The sequence below is a fragment of the Corallococcus sp. CA049B genome (assembly GCF_003611685.1).
Taxonomy (GTDB): Bacteria; Myxococcota; Myxococcia; order Myxococcales; family Myxococcaceae; genus Corallococcus; species Corallococcus coralloides.
The window spans coordinates 1-16,775 of sequence record NZ_RAWC01000199.1; the positions used below are offsets into that span (position 1 = coordinate 1).

15 protein-coding genes and 2 pseudogenes are annotated in these 16,775 nt (G+C 66.6%); 8 read left to right on the forward strand and 9 right to left on the reverse strand.

Going from position 1 to position 16,775, the window contains the following annotated elements:
• On the forward strand, window positions 1–1,834 hold a 1,834-nt coding region (locus D7W82_RS30990; RefSeq protein WP_120621768.1), incomplete at its 5' end, for a sulfatase.
• Between the two features lie 350 nt (window positions 1,835–2,184).
• A complete protein-coding gene (locus D7W82_RS40210) occupies window positions 2,185–3,639 on the forward strand; it encodes a Shedu immune nuclease family protein (RefSeq protein WP_158617759.1) in 1,455 nt (484 codons plus the stop codon).
• Between the two features lie 146 nt (window positions 3,640–3,785).
• Here the strand turns inward: D7W82_RS40210 and D7W82_RS31000 are convergent, their stop codons facing one another.
• Window positions 3,786–4,679, reverse strand: a complete 894-nt coding sequence (locus D7W82_RS31000; RefSeq protein WP_120621770.1) for a CPBP family intramembrane glutamic endopeptidase — start codon at window positions 4,677–4,679, stop codon at window positions 3,786–3,788.
• A gap of 130 nt (window positions 4,680–4,809) precedes the next feature.
• The gene (locus tag D7W82_RS31005) at window positions 4,810–5,280 is read right to left on the reverse strand and encodes an NUDIX hydrolase (RefSeq protein ID WP_120621771.1); all 471 of its coding nucleotides are present in this window, start codon (window positions 5,278–5,280) and stop codon (window positions 4,810–4,812) included.
• A 44-nt stretch (window positions 5,281–5,324) separates the two neighbouring features.
• On the opposite strand from D7W82_RS31005, the pseudogene D7W82_RS31010 reads away from it, so the two are divergent.
• Window positions 5,325–5,789: pseudogene (locus D7W82_RS31010) on the forward strand (hypothetical protein); the annotation flags it as partial.
• On the opposite strand, the gene D7W82_RS31015 reads toward D7W82_RS31010, so the two are convergent.
• From D7W82_RS31015 to D7W82_RS31035, 5 genes and pseudogenes are all read right to left on the reverse strand, one after another.
• Window positions 5,722–7,131 (reverse strand): serine protease, encoded by a 1,410-nt coding sequence (locus tag D7W82_RS31015; protein ID WP_120621772.1) that lies wholly within the window; start codon window positions 7,129–7,131, stop codon window positions 5,722–5,724. The pseudogene D7W82_RS31010 and the gene D7W82_RS31015 overlap by 68 nt on opposite strands.
• A gap of 236 nt (window positions 7,132–7,367) precedes the next feature.
• Window positions 7,368–7,715 (reverse strand): hypothetical protein, encoded by a 348-nt coding sequence (locus D7W82_RS31020; RefSeq protein WP_120621773.1) that lies wholly within the window; start codon window positions 7,713–7,715, stop codon window positions 7,368–7,370.
• A 33-nt stretch (window positions 7,716–7,748) separates the two neighbouring features.
• Window positions 7,749–9,383: an RICIN domain-containing protein gene (locus D7W82_RS31025; RefSeq protein WP_120621774.1), complete on the reverse strand. Its 1,635-nt coding sequence runs from the start codon at window positions 9,381–9,383 to the stop codon at window positions 7,749–7,751.
• Between the two features lie 496 nt (window positions 9,384–9,879).
• The gene (locus D7W82_RS31030) at window positions 9,880–10,635 is read right to left on the reverse strand and encodes a DUF5953 family protein (protein ID WP_120621775.1); all 756 of its coding nucleotides are present in this window, start codon (window positions 10,633–10,635) and stop codon (window positions 9,880–9,882) included.
• A pseudogene (locus D7W82_RS31035) lies at window positions 10,632–11,012 on the reverse strand (DUF6310 domain-containing protein); the annotation flags it as partial. The pseudogene D7W82_RS31035 and the gene D7W82_RS31030, both read right to left, overlap by 4 nt.
• A 281-nt stretch (window positions 11,013–11,293) precedes the next feature.
• Here D7W82_RS31035 and D7W82_RS31045 point away from each other — a divergent pair.
• From D7W82_RS31045 to D7W82_RS31060, 4 genes are all read left to right on the forward strand, one after another.
• On the forward strand, window positions 11,294–11,740 hold the full coding sequence (locus tag D7W82_RS31045; protein ID WP_120621780.1) for a Spy/CpxP family protein refolding chaperone: 447 nt from the start codon (window positions 11,294–11,296) through the stop codon (window positions 11,738–11,740).
• Window positions 11,741–11,831: 91 nt separating this feature from the next.
• Window positions 11,832–12,641: a hypothetical protein gene (locus D7W82_RS31050; RefSeq protein ID WP_120621776.1), complete on the forward strand. Its 810-nt coding sequence runs from the start codon at window positions 11,832–11,834 to the stop codon at window positions 12,639–12,641.
• Window positions 12,638–13,519: an aldo/keto reductase gene (locus tag D7W82_RS31055; protein ID WP_120621777.1), complete on the forward strand. Its 882-nt coding sequence runs from the start codon at window positions 12,638–12,640 to the stop codon at window positions 13,517–13,519. Before D7W82_RS31050 ends, D7W82_RS31055 begins: the two co-directional genes overlap by 4 nt.
• Window positions 13,520–13,684: 165 nt before the next feature.
• On the forward strand, window positions 13,685–13,930 hold the full coding sequence (locus tag D7W82_RS31060) for a hypothetical protein (RefSeq protein WP_043322049.1): 246 nt from the start codon (window positions 13,685–13,687) through the stop codon (window positions 13,928–13,930).
• 12 nt (window positions 13,931–13,942) lie between these two features.
• Here the strand turns inward: D7W82_RS31060 and D7W82_RS31065 are convergent, their stop codons facing one another.
• Window positions 13,943–15,133, reverse strand: coding sequence for a substrate-binding domain-containing protein (locus tag D7W82_RS31065; protein WP_120621778.1), 1,191 nt, complete (start codon window positions 15,131–15,133; stop codon window positions 13,943–13,945).
• 151 nt (window positions 15,134–15,284) lie between these two features.
• Here D7W82_RS31065 and D7W82_RS31070 point away from each other — a divergent pair, with 151 nt between their 5' ends.
• On the forward strand, window positions 15,285–16,118 hold the full coding sequence (locus tag D7W82_RS31070; protein ID WP_233588041.1) for a hypothetical protein: 834 nt from the start codon (window positions 15,285–15,287) through the stop codon (window positions 16,116–16,118).
• A gap of 29 nt (window positions 16,119–16,147) precedes the next feature.
• On the opposite strand, the gene D7W82_RS31075 is transcribed toward D7W82_RS31070, so the two are convergent.
• Window positions 16,148–16,775 (reverse strand): molybdenum metabolism regulator (locus D7W82_RS31075; RefSeq protein WP_120621781.1); only part of this gene is annotated, 628 nt, incomplete at its 5' end.

The following is a 16,775-nucleotide window of genomic DNA, read 5'->3' on the forward strand; positions in this document are numbered from 1 at the left end:
CTTGGGGGCCGGGCTGTGGGCGGCGGAGCGCAGCCGGCGCGCGGTGTTCTGGCTGAGCGGCCTGGGGTGCCTGGTGGTGGAGGGCTTCCTGGTCGCGGGGGACATGGCGCGGCATCCGCACCTGTACGCGGCGACGCTGTACGAGCGCTCGGAGGTGACGGCGGAGGTGCTGCGGGCGCTGAGCGGCACGCAGCCGTCGGGTTGGGTCATGGCGGCGCTGGTGCCGCCGGTGATGAGCGTGCTGGCGGTGGTGGGACGGTGGCTGGCGGAGTCGACCCGCTGGCGCGGCGTGCTGGGCGGCGTGACGGCCGCGGCGGCGGTGGCCGGCTTCACGGGGCTGGGGCTGGCGCGGACGGAACAGGGGCCGGAGTCCACCGTGCCTGCGCGGCCGAACCTGCTCATCCTGGCGTCGGACGGGCTGCGGCCGGACCACCTGTCGGGCAACGGCTATTCGCGGTCCACGTCGCCGAACATCGACCGGTTGATGGAGGAGGGCACGCGCTTCAACGACACGGTGGTGCAGGTGCCGCGCTCGGCGCCGTCGTGGACGACGCTGCTCACGTCTCAGTACGCGGGCGAGCACCCGGTGGTGCACACGCTGGTGGGGCGCGAGGCGCGTGAGACGAAGCTCACCACGCTGGCGACAGCGCTCAAGGCGCAGGGGTACCGCACGGCGGTGGTGGCGGACTACGCGGGGGATCATTTCTCGCGGTTTCCGTATGGCTTCCAGGTGGTGTCCGCGCCGGACTTCCGCTTCCCGGACCTGGTGCGGCAGCGGATGTTGATCACCCACGTGGCGCTGCTGCCGTGGACAGCGCTGGCGCCGGGGCTGTTCAAGGAACGGGGCGAGTTCCCAGAGCTGACGGACCCTGCCCCGCTGCGCACGCGGGTTCGGCATGTACTGGATGGATTGCCGGAGGACGCGCCGTTCGCGCTGGTGGTGTTCGCGTCGTCCACGCACTTCCCCTACGCCGCGCCGTGGCCGCTGGAGGGCAAGTACGTGGAGCGGGGGTATCGGGGGCCGTGGAGATTCGGGGCGACGCCTCGGATGGAGGTGGATCCGGATGCGCCCGCGACCACGCCGACGGATGTCGCGGCGCTGGGAGCGAACTACGACGCGGGAGTGCGAACGTTCGACGGGTTGGTGGGCAACGTGCGTGCGGACCTGGAGCGGCGGGGGCGGTGGGATGACACGCTGGTCGTGCTGGTGTCGGACCATGGCGAGCACCTGGAGGACGAAGGGTTGGGCCAGGGGCATGGCGACCACCTGTGGGGCAGCGCGGGGCTGCGCATCCCGTTCGTGGTGCGGCTGCCCGGGCAGGTGGCCTCGGGGCGGCAGGTGACGCAGCGGGCGCGCTCGTTGGACGTGGCGCCGACGGTGTTGGATTTGCTGGGAGTGCCCGCGCCGGAGTCGTTCCGGGGACGCTCGTTGGCGCCGCTCGCGAGGCCGGGGCCGGAGCCCAAGGCGCTGCCGGATGTGCCCGCGTTGATTGAGACGGATGTGTGGTTCAGCGACCGGGATGTGCAGGCGTATCAGGCCGTGCGCATGCCGTATCCGTGGCTCTATGAGATTGCGATGGTGGAGGGCGACACGGGGGAGATTGCGCTGAAGCCGGAGTGGGAGGGACCGGTGCGCCGGGCCCGGCACCGTGGGCTCTATCTGGGCAGGTGGAAGTTGTTGGAGTTGCCCACGCCGGATGGGGTGCGCGTGCAGCTCTTCGACACGGTGTCGGATCCGGCGGAACTGCGGGACGTGGCGGGAGATCATCCGACCGTCTTGGCCACGTTGAGGGCGAAGCTCGCAGCGGAGCTACCGCACAATGCATGGGACTAATTCCGCGTCCCTTGTTGTGCTGTGTCCCATTCAACTCCATCGCCCTCCCCCAATGCCCGCAGCAAGAGGTGTGCCGCCCCACCCAACAACCACTCCTCCCCACAATCACACAGGGTTCACGCCACCGACAAGTCGGACAGCCTAGAATGTCTCCACAAGAGCTTCAGCACCAGCAATCAGTCTTAACGCATCGGACGCATCTGCAAGCATCCTCCTTTGCACTTCACCCATCGCGATTGGCACTCACCTCCCCTGGTGGCAGTAATGACCCGCCACACAAATTGCGCAAAGTTGGACCTCACTTCAACATGAAGCTTAGGTAGTGAGTGGGGATTCAACACGAGGCGCACGTGCTAACACGAAAAGAAATCGACGCACTGCCGGATGACAATAAAGCCAAATACATTTTCGGCAGCGTCCCCTGGCGGACATACATCTACCAAAGCCAAGCATCTCACTTCAAAAACTCAATCACCGGCACACCCTCAGACGAATGGGACGCAGTTCGCGTGGTGGACGCCAATCCCAACCTGGTTTGGCTAAAACCCAGCAATGCCGCCCCCGAGGTATCCATTCTATGCGAGGGCGATCCGGTCCGCACAGAATGGAGGGTAACGTTTGTTCGTTCGCCACGAAAGATCACACGAGTACAACTCCATCAGTGGACCGTCAAGGATGGGAAGCCAATAGCAAACCGAGGCATCACCATCCCCATAGAGGCGATTCCGCGAATCATTGATCTTTTCCGAATCGTACAGGATCTCCCTGACAATCAAGTCTCGCACAAGACCAAACTCGACGACAAGGCAGTCGCAGAACTATTCAAGCGCATTGCAGAAAATGAACGAGAAGCTCAGGCCCTGATTCGCGAATATCCTCAACTCATAAGGGCGCTTCGCAAGACAAAACTGGATGTTACAGCATTAACAAAGCTGCTTGAGGCGGGCGAAACCGAAGCCTCAGCCATGATTGACGCCGTATTGCGGAACGAAGGAGGTAAAGCTACGATATTGCGCCGACTTGAGAGCGCAGGAGTTACCGAGGAGGAACTTGCCAATCTGACATACCGAAAGGAACAACTAAAGGTCTTCCACCGACTCCTCACAGATCAAAATTACTTTGACTCCCGAATGCGTCAACTAAGCATTAAATCCGATCAAAGAGAGCGCGTCTGGCAGAACTTCCTTGAGAGCAATCGTTGGATATTCGGATACGGACTTAAGTTCCGATGGCTAACAGGAATTGACAACCAGCCTTTAGAGCGGGACTTGATCGGAGGCGATGTACTCGAAGGCGCCGGCGTTCGGATGGATGCTGTTCTACGAACTCGCGGCCGACTCGCGTCTCTCTGCTTCGTGGAAATTAAGCACCACCAAAGCGCGCTGCTACGGAAAGTAGGTAAGCCGTACCGAGGTGAGGCTTGGCTCCCGTCGGACGAACTGGCTGGGGGTGTATCTCAAATCCAGCGAGGCGTTTGGAAAGCCCTCCGGAGGCCGGGGGATGAATGGGAGGACTTCGCCGGCAATATACCCGTGCAGCCAAAGTCAATCCTCGTGATTGGCTCACTATCTGAATTCGCAACTTCCGATGGCCAGATTGACAAAGCCAAATACCGATCATTCGAACTCTTTCGCTCCAACACACAGTCACCAGAAATCATCACATTCGACGAACTCTTCGAACGGTGCCGATACATCGTCGAGAGCGGAGACGACGTGCCAGCCATGGAAAACTCCTCCGCCCCAGAGCCTTTGCATGAGCCCTCATCATTCCACGACGAAGAGGACGACGGAATACCGTTTTAGCAACGACTCCAGTTTTCCACACAAGCCGATGCACTTGCCTAAGCGAAATATTACGCCAGCTGAGGACTTGTCGCCTATGGACATGAATTGCTTTCTCCGTTGAGCCTGGCCGCCCAATCTCCCCATAAATACATGGGACAACTGCATCAAATGTTGTCGCCACCCTGCCGCAGCGCCATCACCACGCCCACGAACGCCAGCGAACACACCGCCAGCAGCGTCACGTGGACGGAGGCCGGCAGCTCCGTGGTGGACGGCGCATAGCGAGACAGCAGGAACGACGTCAGGTTGTTGAAGACGTGGACGAAGATGGGCAGCCGCAGGCTTCCCGTGCGCTCCGCGAGCCAGCCCAGGAACAGTCCCATCATCAAGGCCATGGGGCTGTGGATGGGGTCGAAGTGCAGGATGCCAAAGAGCGTGGCTGCTCCAGCGATGCCCGCCGTGCGCCCCCAGCGCTCCACGAGCCGCGTCTGCACATAGCCCCGGAAGAAGAGTTCCTCCGCGGTGCCCGCCACCAGCGCGCCGAAGAACAGCAACGCCGCGAAGGTCGCGAACGAGCCCTGGCTCGCGGCCTGCAGCCCCTTCAGCGACGCCGCGTAATTCCATACGCCCGCGAGCACCGACAGGCTCTCCATCGCCTGCCCCATCGTGAAGCAGCCCACCAGCGCGGCCACCCAGGCCCAAGCAGGTATCTGCATTCCCGCATCCAGGCGCAGCCGCTGCCTCAACGGCGTAGGGGACAGGAACCCGCCCAGGAGCGCAGCGACCAACCCCAGGCAACTGGACGTCATCACGGCCGCGACCATCAGCCAGGGCATCAACTTGAGTTTCTCCGTCAGGGCCTGGATGGCTCCAGTATCCTGCGGGCTCACTCCCGAGCGGAGCATCTCCATCGCCATCGCGATGCTGGCGGAGATGACGCCCCCGACGAGGATTGCCGTCACCAGGAGCGCGAACGCAACCAGGACCGTCCACACGCGTGGCGGCGACGTGGGGACCGGCGAATGGGCGGCGGAGGACAGGTCGGAAGGTGAATCCATGGCGGGCGATGGTAGCGCCCCAGTTTGAGCGAGAGGAGCGAGACCTCATCGCTGAATGCAGGACGCTCAGTGCATCACCCCCGTGGATTTGCTCAGGTTCGCAGTCCCGACGAAGGGCCATCCTCTGCATTCAGGCCTCTTCATCGGGGAGGAGCATCCGGAGCAGTTCGTCGTCAGGGGCGAGCGGGCGCCAGCCTGGGGATGGCGGAGTGGAGAGGAGCACATCGCTGGCCCGCTCAACGCGCTCTTGGTGAGTTTCTGGCATGTAACCACTCCATCGACCGAGCGCGATGGCAACGTTCATACGGGCTTCGTCGTCCACCACGGCAGGCCAGCCGTCAGGGAATTCGTCGGACAGCTCGCGCACGAACACATCGCGAACAAGACGTGTGACCCGCCGACTCTGCTCTGCCTCAGCGAGCAATCCGCTGAACACCTGCACCGCAGCGACATCATCTTCACCAGGCTCGTCGGCCAGTCTATGCAACGGGGCGGCAGGGCGTGCCTCAGCGAAGGCGGTGAGCGTGTCGTCACCACGCTCGCGGACCCGCTCATACAGGCGGGCCCTCACGTCGCCCTCCCACGGATGCCGGGCGGTCATGGACCCCTCCAGGAGGCGAAGTTCATTGGGATCCTATGGTCCGCCTGACGGAGCGCCTGTCCCGCGACGTCCAGGCGCTGGTTTCCAGACAGCGCTCCCTGCACGTCACCGCCCTCACCGATGGAGCGCCCGAGCTGCACACCTTGCTGGACGAGGCGCTGTCCGCCCACGCTCCCGCGGCCGATGCGGTGGTGCGTCTGGTGGACTTCTGGCGCTTGAGGGAGAAGCTCGGGGGCCGCGGCCCTCGTGGGGGCAGGCGAAGCACATGCCTCCGCCTTGTGTGAGAAGTGGAAGCTGTCTTGGAGAATCGCGGCGAGAGGATGCACTACGCCGAGGCACACGCGCGAGGGCAGCCCATTGGCAGGATGAAGTCATCCAGCGGAGGTTCCGGTCGGTGGAGCAAGGCGTTCATGGCCCGTCGAAGCCTCCTGTCAGCAGCAGCTATTCTCCGGTCTTGTTCACGAGCGGAGCCTGGCATGGCTCACTGGAGCAAGGCGAAGGGACGGCATCCTTGAAAAGGAGTGAACTTTTGTCCTCGAAGGTCACGACGAGGTCCATTGCCCCCTTCGGCATCGCGACAAGATCTTTACGCTCGATGAGAAAATTGACGGTTGCCGAATCCTCCTCGGCGACGGAGTAGTTTCCCCGGAAGACCTCCTTGCGCGTCGAGCTTTCAATGAGAGCGAGGTTCAAGCGTCCCTTGATGGTCGGAAGTCGCAGCCCGATCTTGATTTGGCCCTCCGCCCAGGTGGGCTTTCCAACTCTTGTGACGGGCTGCTCGAATCGAACCGGCCCCAGCGTCGCCTGGACTGTTGCATGGCTCGTGATTCGCGCCTTGAACAACAGGCCATCGCCAGGCTTGTTGAGCTTGTTCTTTCTCACAGCAAGAACAGCCTTGCGACTGGGCTCACTCTTCATTGAGTACTTCAAATCCGTGATCAACTCCTTGGACTTAAGATCATACACCTCCAAGGACAGATCGAACTCTTCCGGGGCATGAGCATAGACGACCTTGACGGTCGCAACCTTTTCGCACACACCATCCAGAACGATCCCGCCGTCATTTGACTTGAAGCAGTCACCTGGGGACAAGAAGAGCGATGGTGGGGTGCTCCCCTCCTCCTCCTTGCCCCTGGAACAGGTCTCCGTGTCATCAAGAAATGGAATGGCGGTCGTAGCGAAATACAGATTGTCCGGATTGAGCCTGCCGTCATATATTCCAACCAGGACATACTCCCCGTCTCCCTCCTGAATAAGAACTGGCGACCCGGAGCTTCCCGGCTTGGTATTGGCGATCTCTGGAGAGAACTCCATTTTCAAGAGTATGTCTCTCATTGAATTCCATATCGAATAGCGCCCAGCAACATATGTCGCAGTCGAAAGGATCGGAGTTGCCCGAGGCATCTTGGCATTCCCGCGATCCGGCCCAATGGGGAATCCAATGATGCTGACCTTGACGTAGCCAGTGGGAGGACATGCCAACTTGAGATCAGAAAAAGGCAATTCCTGCCTTGGAACGAGGACGGCGATGTCGGTGGTTGCGTCGTACCTCCTGATGCCGACAGAAGTCTCGACGAGCCGTTCCCTGTCCTGATTGGGGTACAGGAGCACGAATGGAGCCGCTCCGCTTGCGTCGATGCAATGCCCGGCCGTCAGGATCTTTTTCTTACCGAAGACGACGCCTGTGCAATGCTCACCCCCCACCCCAATCAAGGTGACAATTCGATCCTCCAGTCTGGGGGCGGTAGGAGAGTTTCCCGCTTGCGCCCAGGCTGCTGAGCTCCAGCCACTGGCGAGGGCAATCAAGGAAGAACCGATGGAAACGACTTGCTTCCAGCGCGCGATGGGCATGTTTTGTGTCGCAGGATGCTTCACGTGAGACCGCACGGGCAGTATAGCGCCTCACGACCCGCCATGAGACATGTGCTTTCGCCAGGTCATGAGGGCCCCTGGCCGCTCAAGGCCCGGCACCCGTCCCCCGATGGAGCCCGGGCTTGAGTTCCCTCAAGCAGGTGCGGAGGAGGTGCGCGCAGGTCTTGAGGCTCAATACAGCCATCCCGCCGATACGACAGGGGCGCACAGCGGTGTCAGTCGTCCGAGTGTCCCTTGGGGCCATCTGGCGGCTGGAAGCCCGGAGCGTCCCATGAGAGCCCTTCGCCTGGACGGGACGCCTTGGGCTGGCGGCCCAACACCCAGGCCTCCGCGAAGAGCTGCTCCGTCTCGTTGAGGCGTCGCAGGGCGGACTCGGGCAGGGAGCCCTCGGCAACCACGAGCACACCCGGCAGGCGGCTCACCGCGTCCAGGTCCGCGCGCTCGCCCCGCACGATGGCGAGGCGAGGCGGCAGACGCTGCGTCACGGTGACGAGCTGGCCGACCCGCGACAGCACGTCGTCAGCCCGGGACTCCTCGACGATGATCAGTGCCTCGGGCGTCATGGGTGCAGGCCCCTCCAACGCGTGTCCATTCCGTCACCACCTGGGCACGAGCCAGCGCTGGTTGTCCCCGCCATGCCAGCCGAACTGGATGATGCGCGCGCCGTCGGCGTCCGACGCTCCCTCGACGTCGAGCACCCTGCCGCTGTGCTTCGCAGTCACCCGCACGTAGCCATCCCCCAGGGACTCGAGTCGGAAGCGCTGGTTGTCCCCGCCGTGCCAGGGCCATTGGAGGAGCCGCGCGCCGTCGGCCGTCGACCCGCCCTCGACGTCGAGCACCAAGCCGCTGTGCTGCGCGACGAGCCGGTAGTAGCCGTCCTCCACGGACTCGGGCCGGAATATCTGGTTGCCGCCTCCATGGTAGGTCCACTGGATGAGGGGGGCGCCGTCGGCCGTCGCGCCCCCCGTGACATCAAGCACCTTGCCGCTGTGCCGGGCCACGTCGGGCGCGGTGATGACGAAGCGCTGGTTGTCTCCGCCATGCCAGGGCCACTGGATGAGCGGCACGCCGTCCGCCGCGGACCCGCCGGTGATGTCGAGCACCAGGCCGCTGTGCTTCGCCACCACCCGCACGCGGCCGTCCCCCTGCGGTTCGACGAGGAAGCGTTGGTTGTCTCCGCCGTGCCAGGGCCACTGGAGGAGCCGCGCGCCGTTGGCCGTCGACCCGCCCGCGACGTCGAGCACCAGGCCGCTGTGCCGGGCCACGAACCGGTAGGTGCCATCCGCCAGGCGGTCCAGGCTGAACTGCTGGTTCTCGGCACCGTGGTAGCCCCATTGGATGACGGGCGCGCCGTTGGCCGTCGACCCTCCCTCGATGTCGAACGCCTTCCCGCTGTTCTGCGCGAAGATGCGCTGCGCCGTCCAGCCGAGGTGGGCCGGCGTCACGGTGCACACCTCCCAGGTGTTGGCCTTCATGATGCAAGGAATGCCGCCGCCCGGAGCGCACTGTTCGCAGTTCGTGTTCGGCTTGCTCCAGCGGCCCCAGCTCCCGCCGCAATCGCAGCCGCTCGAAGCGTACTCGTCGGGGCACATGAAGATGTGGCCCGTCTCATGCGCGAAGACGCGATCGATGTTGTCGGGACCCCACCCATCATTGTCGTAGTGCATCACGAGCCGCGGGCCACCGATGCTCGCGTAGGCGAAGTGGACCACCGGGTACTTCGTGAAGAAGGCGCAGTAGGTCGACCGCGTCCGGAACCGCGAGCGGAGGCCCTCGACGTACTGGCCGACGCTGGCCCAGTTCGCCTGGAAGCCCAGCGCCGCCATGGCGGGGTCCCGCCAGCGCCCCTCGAGGTCGGCCGCGCTCGGGTCCGGTGTCACGTTCAGTTCGACGAACTGGATGTCGTAGATGAAGGTGAGGCCCGCGTGGGGGTTGGTGGAGGCGTAGTAGCTGAGTCCGTTCTGCACCTCCGCGACGATCTTCGTGCGCTCCGCGGCGCTGAACTGCGTTTCCGCCGTGGGCCCCGCGACGATGATGATGCCCACCGCGACGGTTCCTTCGAGATAGGCGCTGGTGGGAGCGGCCGCCATGGCGGCCCGTTCGGCCGCGGCGCCGCCGGGCCTCGGCATGAGGCAGCCACCCTGGCGGAAGTTCCAGGCCTCGCCCTGGCGGGGGCGCTGGCGCTTCGCCTGCACGTACCCCGGCGACTGCCGCAGCAGGAAGGCGGACACCCCGAGCGCCTCGGCATCATTGAGTCCCTCGAGGGAGACGTCGCCAGGTCCTCTGCCCGCGGGGGCGGCCTCCTCGAGTGACTCCTGTTCGAGAATCCTGACCTGCTCACCGTAGACGTGCAGTGCGCGTCCCCGAGCCATTGCCTCGGGCTGGACTGCCCTGGGCCCGGAGGACTCCCGGCGAATGGTCAGCTGCTCCTGGAGGGGAAGGTCACCCGCCATGGGACACCTCTCGTCTCTCGCTCACATGCCAGCTCGACTCCGTCCAGGTCCTCATGCTCGTCCTCCTGCGTTCGCGGTGTCCAAAAGAGAAGGTGGACACGGGCTGACGATGGGCAATCACGCAGGGACATGACTCCGGACCCACCTCCAAGGGACCCGCCGGGCTCGCGTCTTCCCTCTCGCTGTCCTGGGGAGGAGTGGATTGAAGCGTTTCCAAATGCTCCTCAGCGGCACCGGAACCTGTCAACGTGAATGAGACAGTGGATGCGTAAGATTACTGAGCTGCACGCCCGCCGATCTCCGGGAACCGCTCATAGGCCCGCAGGAGCGCATCCAGGTGGGCGGGGTTGTCCAGGTCGAGAGGTGCGTCGGTGAGCTGCACGACCCATCCGCCCGTCGCCGTACGCCGTGCCCGTGAAAGCAGCTCGGCGTCGCGGGTCGGGTCCGGGAATCCGATGGCCTGCGAGGCCGGGGCAGACCAGTAGTTCAACCACCCGAGGCGATGCGGAATCTCAGGCGCACGGATTTTCTCTGGCAGTTTGAGTGCTGGCAGCCCTCGGGGAGGAACTCCTGGCTTGCGGACCGGATCGCGTGTTTGCCGTGCGATCTCGACACCTGCACCCGATGGCGTCGCATGCCCCCAAAACGCGTGGGCCCCCTCTGCCACGTCTCCAAGCACATCCGAGGCTGCCGCGATGACGGCCTCGTCCAGTGGCAGCTCTGCATGGACGTCAAGCAACGGCTGCCCGCCTGGTGATTGGCGCGCGGGAATCCGCAACCCAAAAATCGTAATGGGGTAGCTCTCATCACCGTTGCACACCAGAGGGAATCTCCCGTCTTCCGCCCCTTCCGTGAGCCACGCGTCGCGCTGTGGCAATGCAATGAGGCGCCCGTCGTCGGCAACTCTCCACTCCAGGCGAGCTCCGGGGAGCGCACGTTCCATCCCGTGGACGATAGCGAGTGTGCGAGCGTCCTTACCGGCGAGAGCGGGCGCGTAGACAATGACGTCGAGGGTGCTTTGGGTGGTCATCGCTTGCACCCCGTGACAACGACATCCAGTTCGGGCGCCGCGCGCTCCAGCGCTGTTTTGTGCGCGGCACTGCTCACGCCAACGACGAAGCCATATCCACAAGACTCCGCAATGTCCTTCTCTTCCCGCATCCTGGCTACCTGTTCGCTGATCACCTGACGTTGGAGAAAAGCACTGTACGTGTCGAATTGATGGGTCTTGATCTCCCACAACTTGCGAACGCCGACCTGTAACGCATCGAAGCGCACACCGCCAACAAGCACATCCATCCCGGGATAGCGGTTGGGTGGGAACTTGTCGGCACATTCATCATGCGGATCGTCCTCTCCCGCGTGGGGAACAGGAACAGGTTCGCAACTGGCGCGTCCCGCCCGGTCCGCGGGGACGCGGGTTCTTCAAGAACGGCCACAACGACAGCACCGGCAACACCATCGTGTGCCTGCCGCGTGGACGCCGCTGCGTGCTCATCCTGGTGCGCTTCGTGTTGGGCGAGGCCGGGGTGCCCTGGGATTGGGAGTACGGCGACATGACGTTCTGGGATGGCTGCCGAGCCTTCACACTTCTTCACGCCCTGCTCAAACCCACGCAACCGGCGGCTTCCATATTGGTTCCAGTCAAAGCAGCGGGAAACAGCACCCCACTCCTGGAGCCACACGCCATGAAGAAGACGCTCGTCATCGCCGGTACCGCCGTCGTCGCCGTCACCCTGCTCACCGGTTTCGGCTGGGGCCGCCATCACCGCGGCACGCCCGACCCGGCTCGCATCAACCAGATGGTCACCTGGAAGCTGGACGACAAGCTGGATGACCTCAACGCCACCGAAGCGCAGCGCTCCTCCATCCACGCCGTGAAGGACCGCCTCCTCAACGAGGGCCAGTCCCTCATGGAGGGCCAGCAGGCCGTCCGCGCCGAGGCCGTCACCCAGCTGACGTCCGATACGCCCGACGCCGCGAAGCTCCACTCGCTGGTGGACGCGCGCATCGACGCCGCTCGCGCCTTCGCCCACAAGGCGGTGGATGCCGTGCTCGAAGTCCACCGCACGCTCACTCCCGCCCAGCGCCAGACGCTCGCCAGCGAGTTCCGCGAGCGCACCGGCGAGAAGTAACGCCCCCCCACGGTGCGCGGCGCATGACACATTCCGTGTAGCGCCGTGAACCTTCGTGGGCAGGAATGACGCACGCGGTTATGGTCGGACGGTGGATTACACCGACTACGCTCGACGCATCCGCTCCCACGCGGCCCTGGGGGAGCTCTCTGAATACGGCCAGGTACACGAAGGGGGGCGCGACTATCCCCTCTTCCGCCTCATCGTCCCGGGCGACCGCTGGCTCGTCATCACGTCCGGCTTCCATGGGGAAGAACCCGCCGGCCCGCTGACGCTCGCGAAGCACCTGCCGGACATCGTCGCCTACGCGAAGTCCAAGGGCGTGGGCCTGCGCGTCTACCCGTGCATCAACCCCTCCGGCTTCGAGGACGGCACCCGCTACAACCGCAGCGGCGAGAAGCCCAACAACGACTTCATGCGCTACGAGGTCGCCCCCGGCGAGTGGCGCGGCGAACTCGTGGGCGACCCGTCCATCCTCCGCTGGGCCCTGTACGACGGCGGCCCCAAGGAGACGCGCGCGGTGCGCACGGACCTGGCGCGCTTCCCTGCCCCGGACGCCGCGCTCGACATCCACCAGGACAACTACCTGGGCGGCGTCGCCACGTACGCGTACGTCTTCGGGGACAAGGCCGCCTATCACCCGCTGCAAGAGGCCGCCGCCGCGCATGCCACCGTGGTGAAGAACCGCAAGGTGGATGACAACGCCTGGGCCGACGAGCACGGCCTCATCGTCTTCCACGACGGCAGCGTCACCGACTGGTACATGCGCCAGGGCGTGCCGTACACCGCCGCGCTGGAGACCACCACGCCCACCTCGCAGGATGCCTGCGACGCCGTGAACCTCATCTGGATCCGCGGCTTCATCGACCTGGCCGCGCGTGGAGAGGGCCCCACCCGATGATTCAACGTCCCCTGGGGAAGAGCGGTCTCACCGTGTCCGCGCTCGGCTTCGGCGCGGGGCCCGTGGGCAATGAGGCGCTGAGCGACTCCGACGCGGAGGCGCTCCTCCACGGCGTGCTGGACGCGGGCATCACGCTCATCGACACCGCGCCCAGCTACGGCGTGTCCGAGGAGCGCATCGGCCGGTTCCTCGGTGCGCGCCGCCGCGAGTTCGTGCTGTCCACCAAGTGCGGCTACGGCGTGCCCGGCGTGGAGGACTGGACGCCCGAGTGCATCACGCGCGGCGTGGACCTGGCCCTCCAGCGCCTGCGCACGGACGTGCTGGACGTGCTGCACTTCCACTCGTGTCCTCCGGACGTGCTCCACCGCCCGGGGCTCATCGAGGCGCTCACCCGCGCGGTGGAGGCGGGCAAGGTGCGCGCCGCCGCGTACTCGGGCGACAACGCCGGCCTGGACGCCGCGCTGGAGACGGGCGCGTTCGCCGTGGTGCAGACGTCCGTGAACCTCTTCGACCAGCGCTCGCTGGACCATGGCGTGGCGAAGGCGCGCGAGCGCGGCGTGGGCGTCATCGCCAAGCGGCCCCTGGCCAACGCGCCGTGGCGCTTCCCGGGGCGCCCCTACGCGCACGACGTGGGCGAGTACTGGGAACGGATGCAGCGCATGGCCCTCCAGACGGACGGCCTGGACTGGCCGGAGCTGGCGCTGCGCTTCACCGCGTTCGCGCCGGGCGTGGCCACCTGCATCGTGGGCACCACGCGGCTGGACAACCTGCGCGCCAACGCGCGCACCCTGGAGCAGGGTCCCCTCCCCGAGCCCACCGTTCAGGCCATCCGCGACGCCTTCCGCCGCAATGACACCGGGTGGGATGGCGTCATCTGACGCAGCCCGCCAGTCTGACGTTCCGTCCTTCAGCGAAGATTTCAGCGTCGGCAACTGCTCACTACCGACGTTTGTCTCATCCATCCGGGCCGGGTGCTCAGCCTGGGGGCCATGGCAACCATCCGGTCCATGAACGTGATGCCAGAGTCTGAGAAGGATGGAGAAATGGTGGAGCTGCACCCCACCTCGCTGGATCTGAACCAGGTGGAGCCCACCCCGCAGGTGGTCAACTGGCTGCGCATGCGCGCGAGCCAGTGGCTCACCACGGCGCAGAAGGACTTCAACGCGGCCCTCTTCGCGCGGGACGGTTCGGAGGCGTCGTTCGACCGCTACGCCGACGCCCGCTCGGAGCTGGACTCCGCGGAGGCCTGGGCGCTGCGCGTCTCCGAGTTCGTCGCGCACGTGCGGTAGGCGTTGCGGCCCTCAGCGCCCCACGCCCATGCGCGTCCACAACTCCAACAGCGTGCGCAGCACGGACGCGTCCGGCACGTCCGCCGCGGGCGGCACGTCCACGCGGATGCCGTGCGCCGCCAGCCGCGTGAAGGGGTTGTTCGCGTCCGGCGTCTTCAGCGGCACGGACGGATCCGCCGGCCGGAAGCCGAACGCCAGCGCGCGGGCCTGCACCTCCGGGCTGCGCAGGAAGGCCACCCACTCCAGCGCCGCCTCGCGCTGCTCGGGCGTCACCCAGTCCGCCTGGAGCACCGCCGCCGGGTGGTCGCTCCACAGCGTCACCGGCGGATAGTCCACCCGCAGCGGCCCCCACCGGCCCTGCGCGTGGTCCAGCTGCGCGATGGCCAGGCTCTCGTACACCAGCGCCAGGTCGTAGCGGGACGGCCCGTAGCGCACCAGGTCCGTCATGAACGTGCCCGTGGACGGCTCGAAGCGCGTCACGCCCCGCTCCAGTCCCTGGAGCCACGCCTGATAGCCCGGATCCAGCAGGTCCCCTTGCTTCACGCCCTCGCGCCGGCCCAGGTACTCCAGCGTCGCGGACAGGAGCGCCTGCAGGCCGGAGTTGGACTTCCGGGGGTCCGTGTGGCCCAGCTTCACGAAGCCCCACTCCGGCGGGCCGCCCACCGCGGGCCAGCCCCGGTCGCTCGCCACCGCGCGCTGGAGCGTCTTCCACGACAGGGCCGCGCCGCCGCCCGCCTTGCGCAACACCTCCATCCGGTCCTGCCAGCCCACGAACACGAGCGGCGTAATCACCAGCGGATGCGGAACAGCGTCTCCCTGCGTGGCGAACAGCGGCCCGTGCGAGGCGTCCGTCGCCCAGTCCGCCGCGAGCATGCGCAGCTCCGCGCTGTCCGCCGGACTCCACACCGTGGGCTTCTCCCGCCCTTCCAGGATGCCCTGCGCCGCCTCCAGCGAGCCCCGCCCCACCAGCGTCACCCGCACCCGCGGATGCGTCCGCTCGAACTCCGCGAGCGCCGCCTCCACCCACGCGCGCTTCTCCGTGCTGTAGAGGAACGTGATGTCCGTCACCCGCCGCCGCGACGGCAGCACGGTGGACTCCGGCTCCGGCGTCCCCGGCGGGGGCGCCATCGGGGCCGCCAGCAGGTAGAACACCCCCAGCAACGCGGCCAGCATGCCAATGACGAGGAGAGCCCGGGGCTTCATGCTCCCCCTCGTACCCCGGGTCGCGGTCCCGGAAAGCCCACCGGCGCTTTTGTCACACCCCTGTCACTCACAGCCTCTCCCCCGGCCGCTCCCCTTCCAGGAACCGCTCCGCCAGTTTGTTTGTCCTCATAGGACTGGCAGAATGGCCCGGATGATGACACTGGCACGAAGCATCGCGCTCCTGGGACTGGGAGCGGTGTTCGGGGGCTGCGCGGCGAAGCAGGCCCCGCCCATCCAGCGCTACGCGCTGGGCATGTCCCGGGCGGAATACCGGGATTACACGGGGGCGAAGGCGAGCCCCTGCGACGCGGAGCCGCGCTGGTTCCAGGATGAGCTGACCGCGGTGAACGGCCTGCTGGCCCGCTTCGTCAAGGAGACGGACCAGGCCCTGGACCCGAAGGCGCTGGAGCACGCGAAGCACCTGGCGCTCTTGGAGGAGGGCCTGCGCACGCTGCCTCCGGTGCTGAAGGTGCACGAGAACAACCTCCGGGCCCTGAAGGCCTGCGACTTCCGGAGCACCGGCGCGTTCCCGGACCTGGCCCGGCGCGGCGGGGAACTGTTGACGGAGACGCGGGAGCGGATGGAGCTGGGGCCCCGGATTCAAGCGGCCGCGGCGCTGCGCGAGGCGCAGAAGCAGTGGCGCGAGCAGGGCGCGGAGCGGGAGGCGAAGGCCCGCGACACGTGGTGCCCGAAGCCCTCCAAGGTGGGCCAGCCGGACCTCTTCTTCGCGCGCGTGTCGCCGGGAGGGCGCACCGAGTGGTTCTTCTGCGACGGCCACGTCGTGGAGAAGTCCGGAGACGCGGAGCCCGCGCTGCTGAGCCCGGAGGGGCTGTCGAAGTGGGAGCGCCGCCGGGTGCAGGCGAAGAAGTACCTGGACGCGGCGCAGGCCTACCCCGAGGAGGAGATGGACCGCGAGCCCACGGCCGCCACCCTCCAGAAGCCTGCCGCGTCCGGGGGCGGCAGCGCGGCGGGAAGCGCCCCGTAGGGAGGGGCGTGACGCGCGGGCGTCCGCCGTCACGCTCCCAGCCGGGCGAGCCGCTTGGACAGGTGCGCGTCGCCCCCCGCGTCCACGCCGCCCACGAAGGCGGCCAGCGACTGGCCCACGCCGGACAGGTGGGCCTCCACGTGCGGCTTGAGCGCGGTCCAGCGCTTCGTCCAGGCGTCCTCGGAGCCGTCGCGCAGGTCGGGGCGCTCGGCGAGGAGCGCCGTCACGCGCAGCGCCAGCTCCGGGTCGTTGAGCGTCCGCGCGGCGGCCACGCCCGGCGGCACCGAGCCCGCGGGCGCGGCCTTCCACATCTCCGCCGCGCGCTGGAAGGCGGCCACGTCCACCTGGGACAAGAGGCCCAGCGCGTGGCGCACCGGCAGCCGTCCTTCCGCCTTGGGCCCCACCACGTGCGCCATCAGCGCGGCGAAGGGCGCGGCCAGGGCCGGGTGCGCCGCGGGGTCCACGCCGCCCAGGGCGCGGAGCGCGTGGCGGGCCTTGCGGGAGAGCCGCGTCACCTTCCAGCTGGGCCCCTTGAGCTTCGACTGGAGCAGCGCGAGCGCGGACGCGGCGGCCGTCAAAGCCTCCGGGCCCGGCGTGGCGGCGGCCACGCGGCGCGGCAGCACGAGCGCGGGGGGCGGAGGGGCGGCGGCCTTCGGG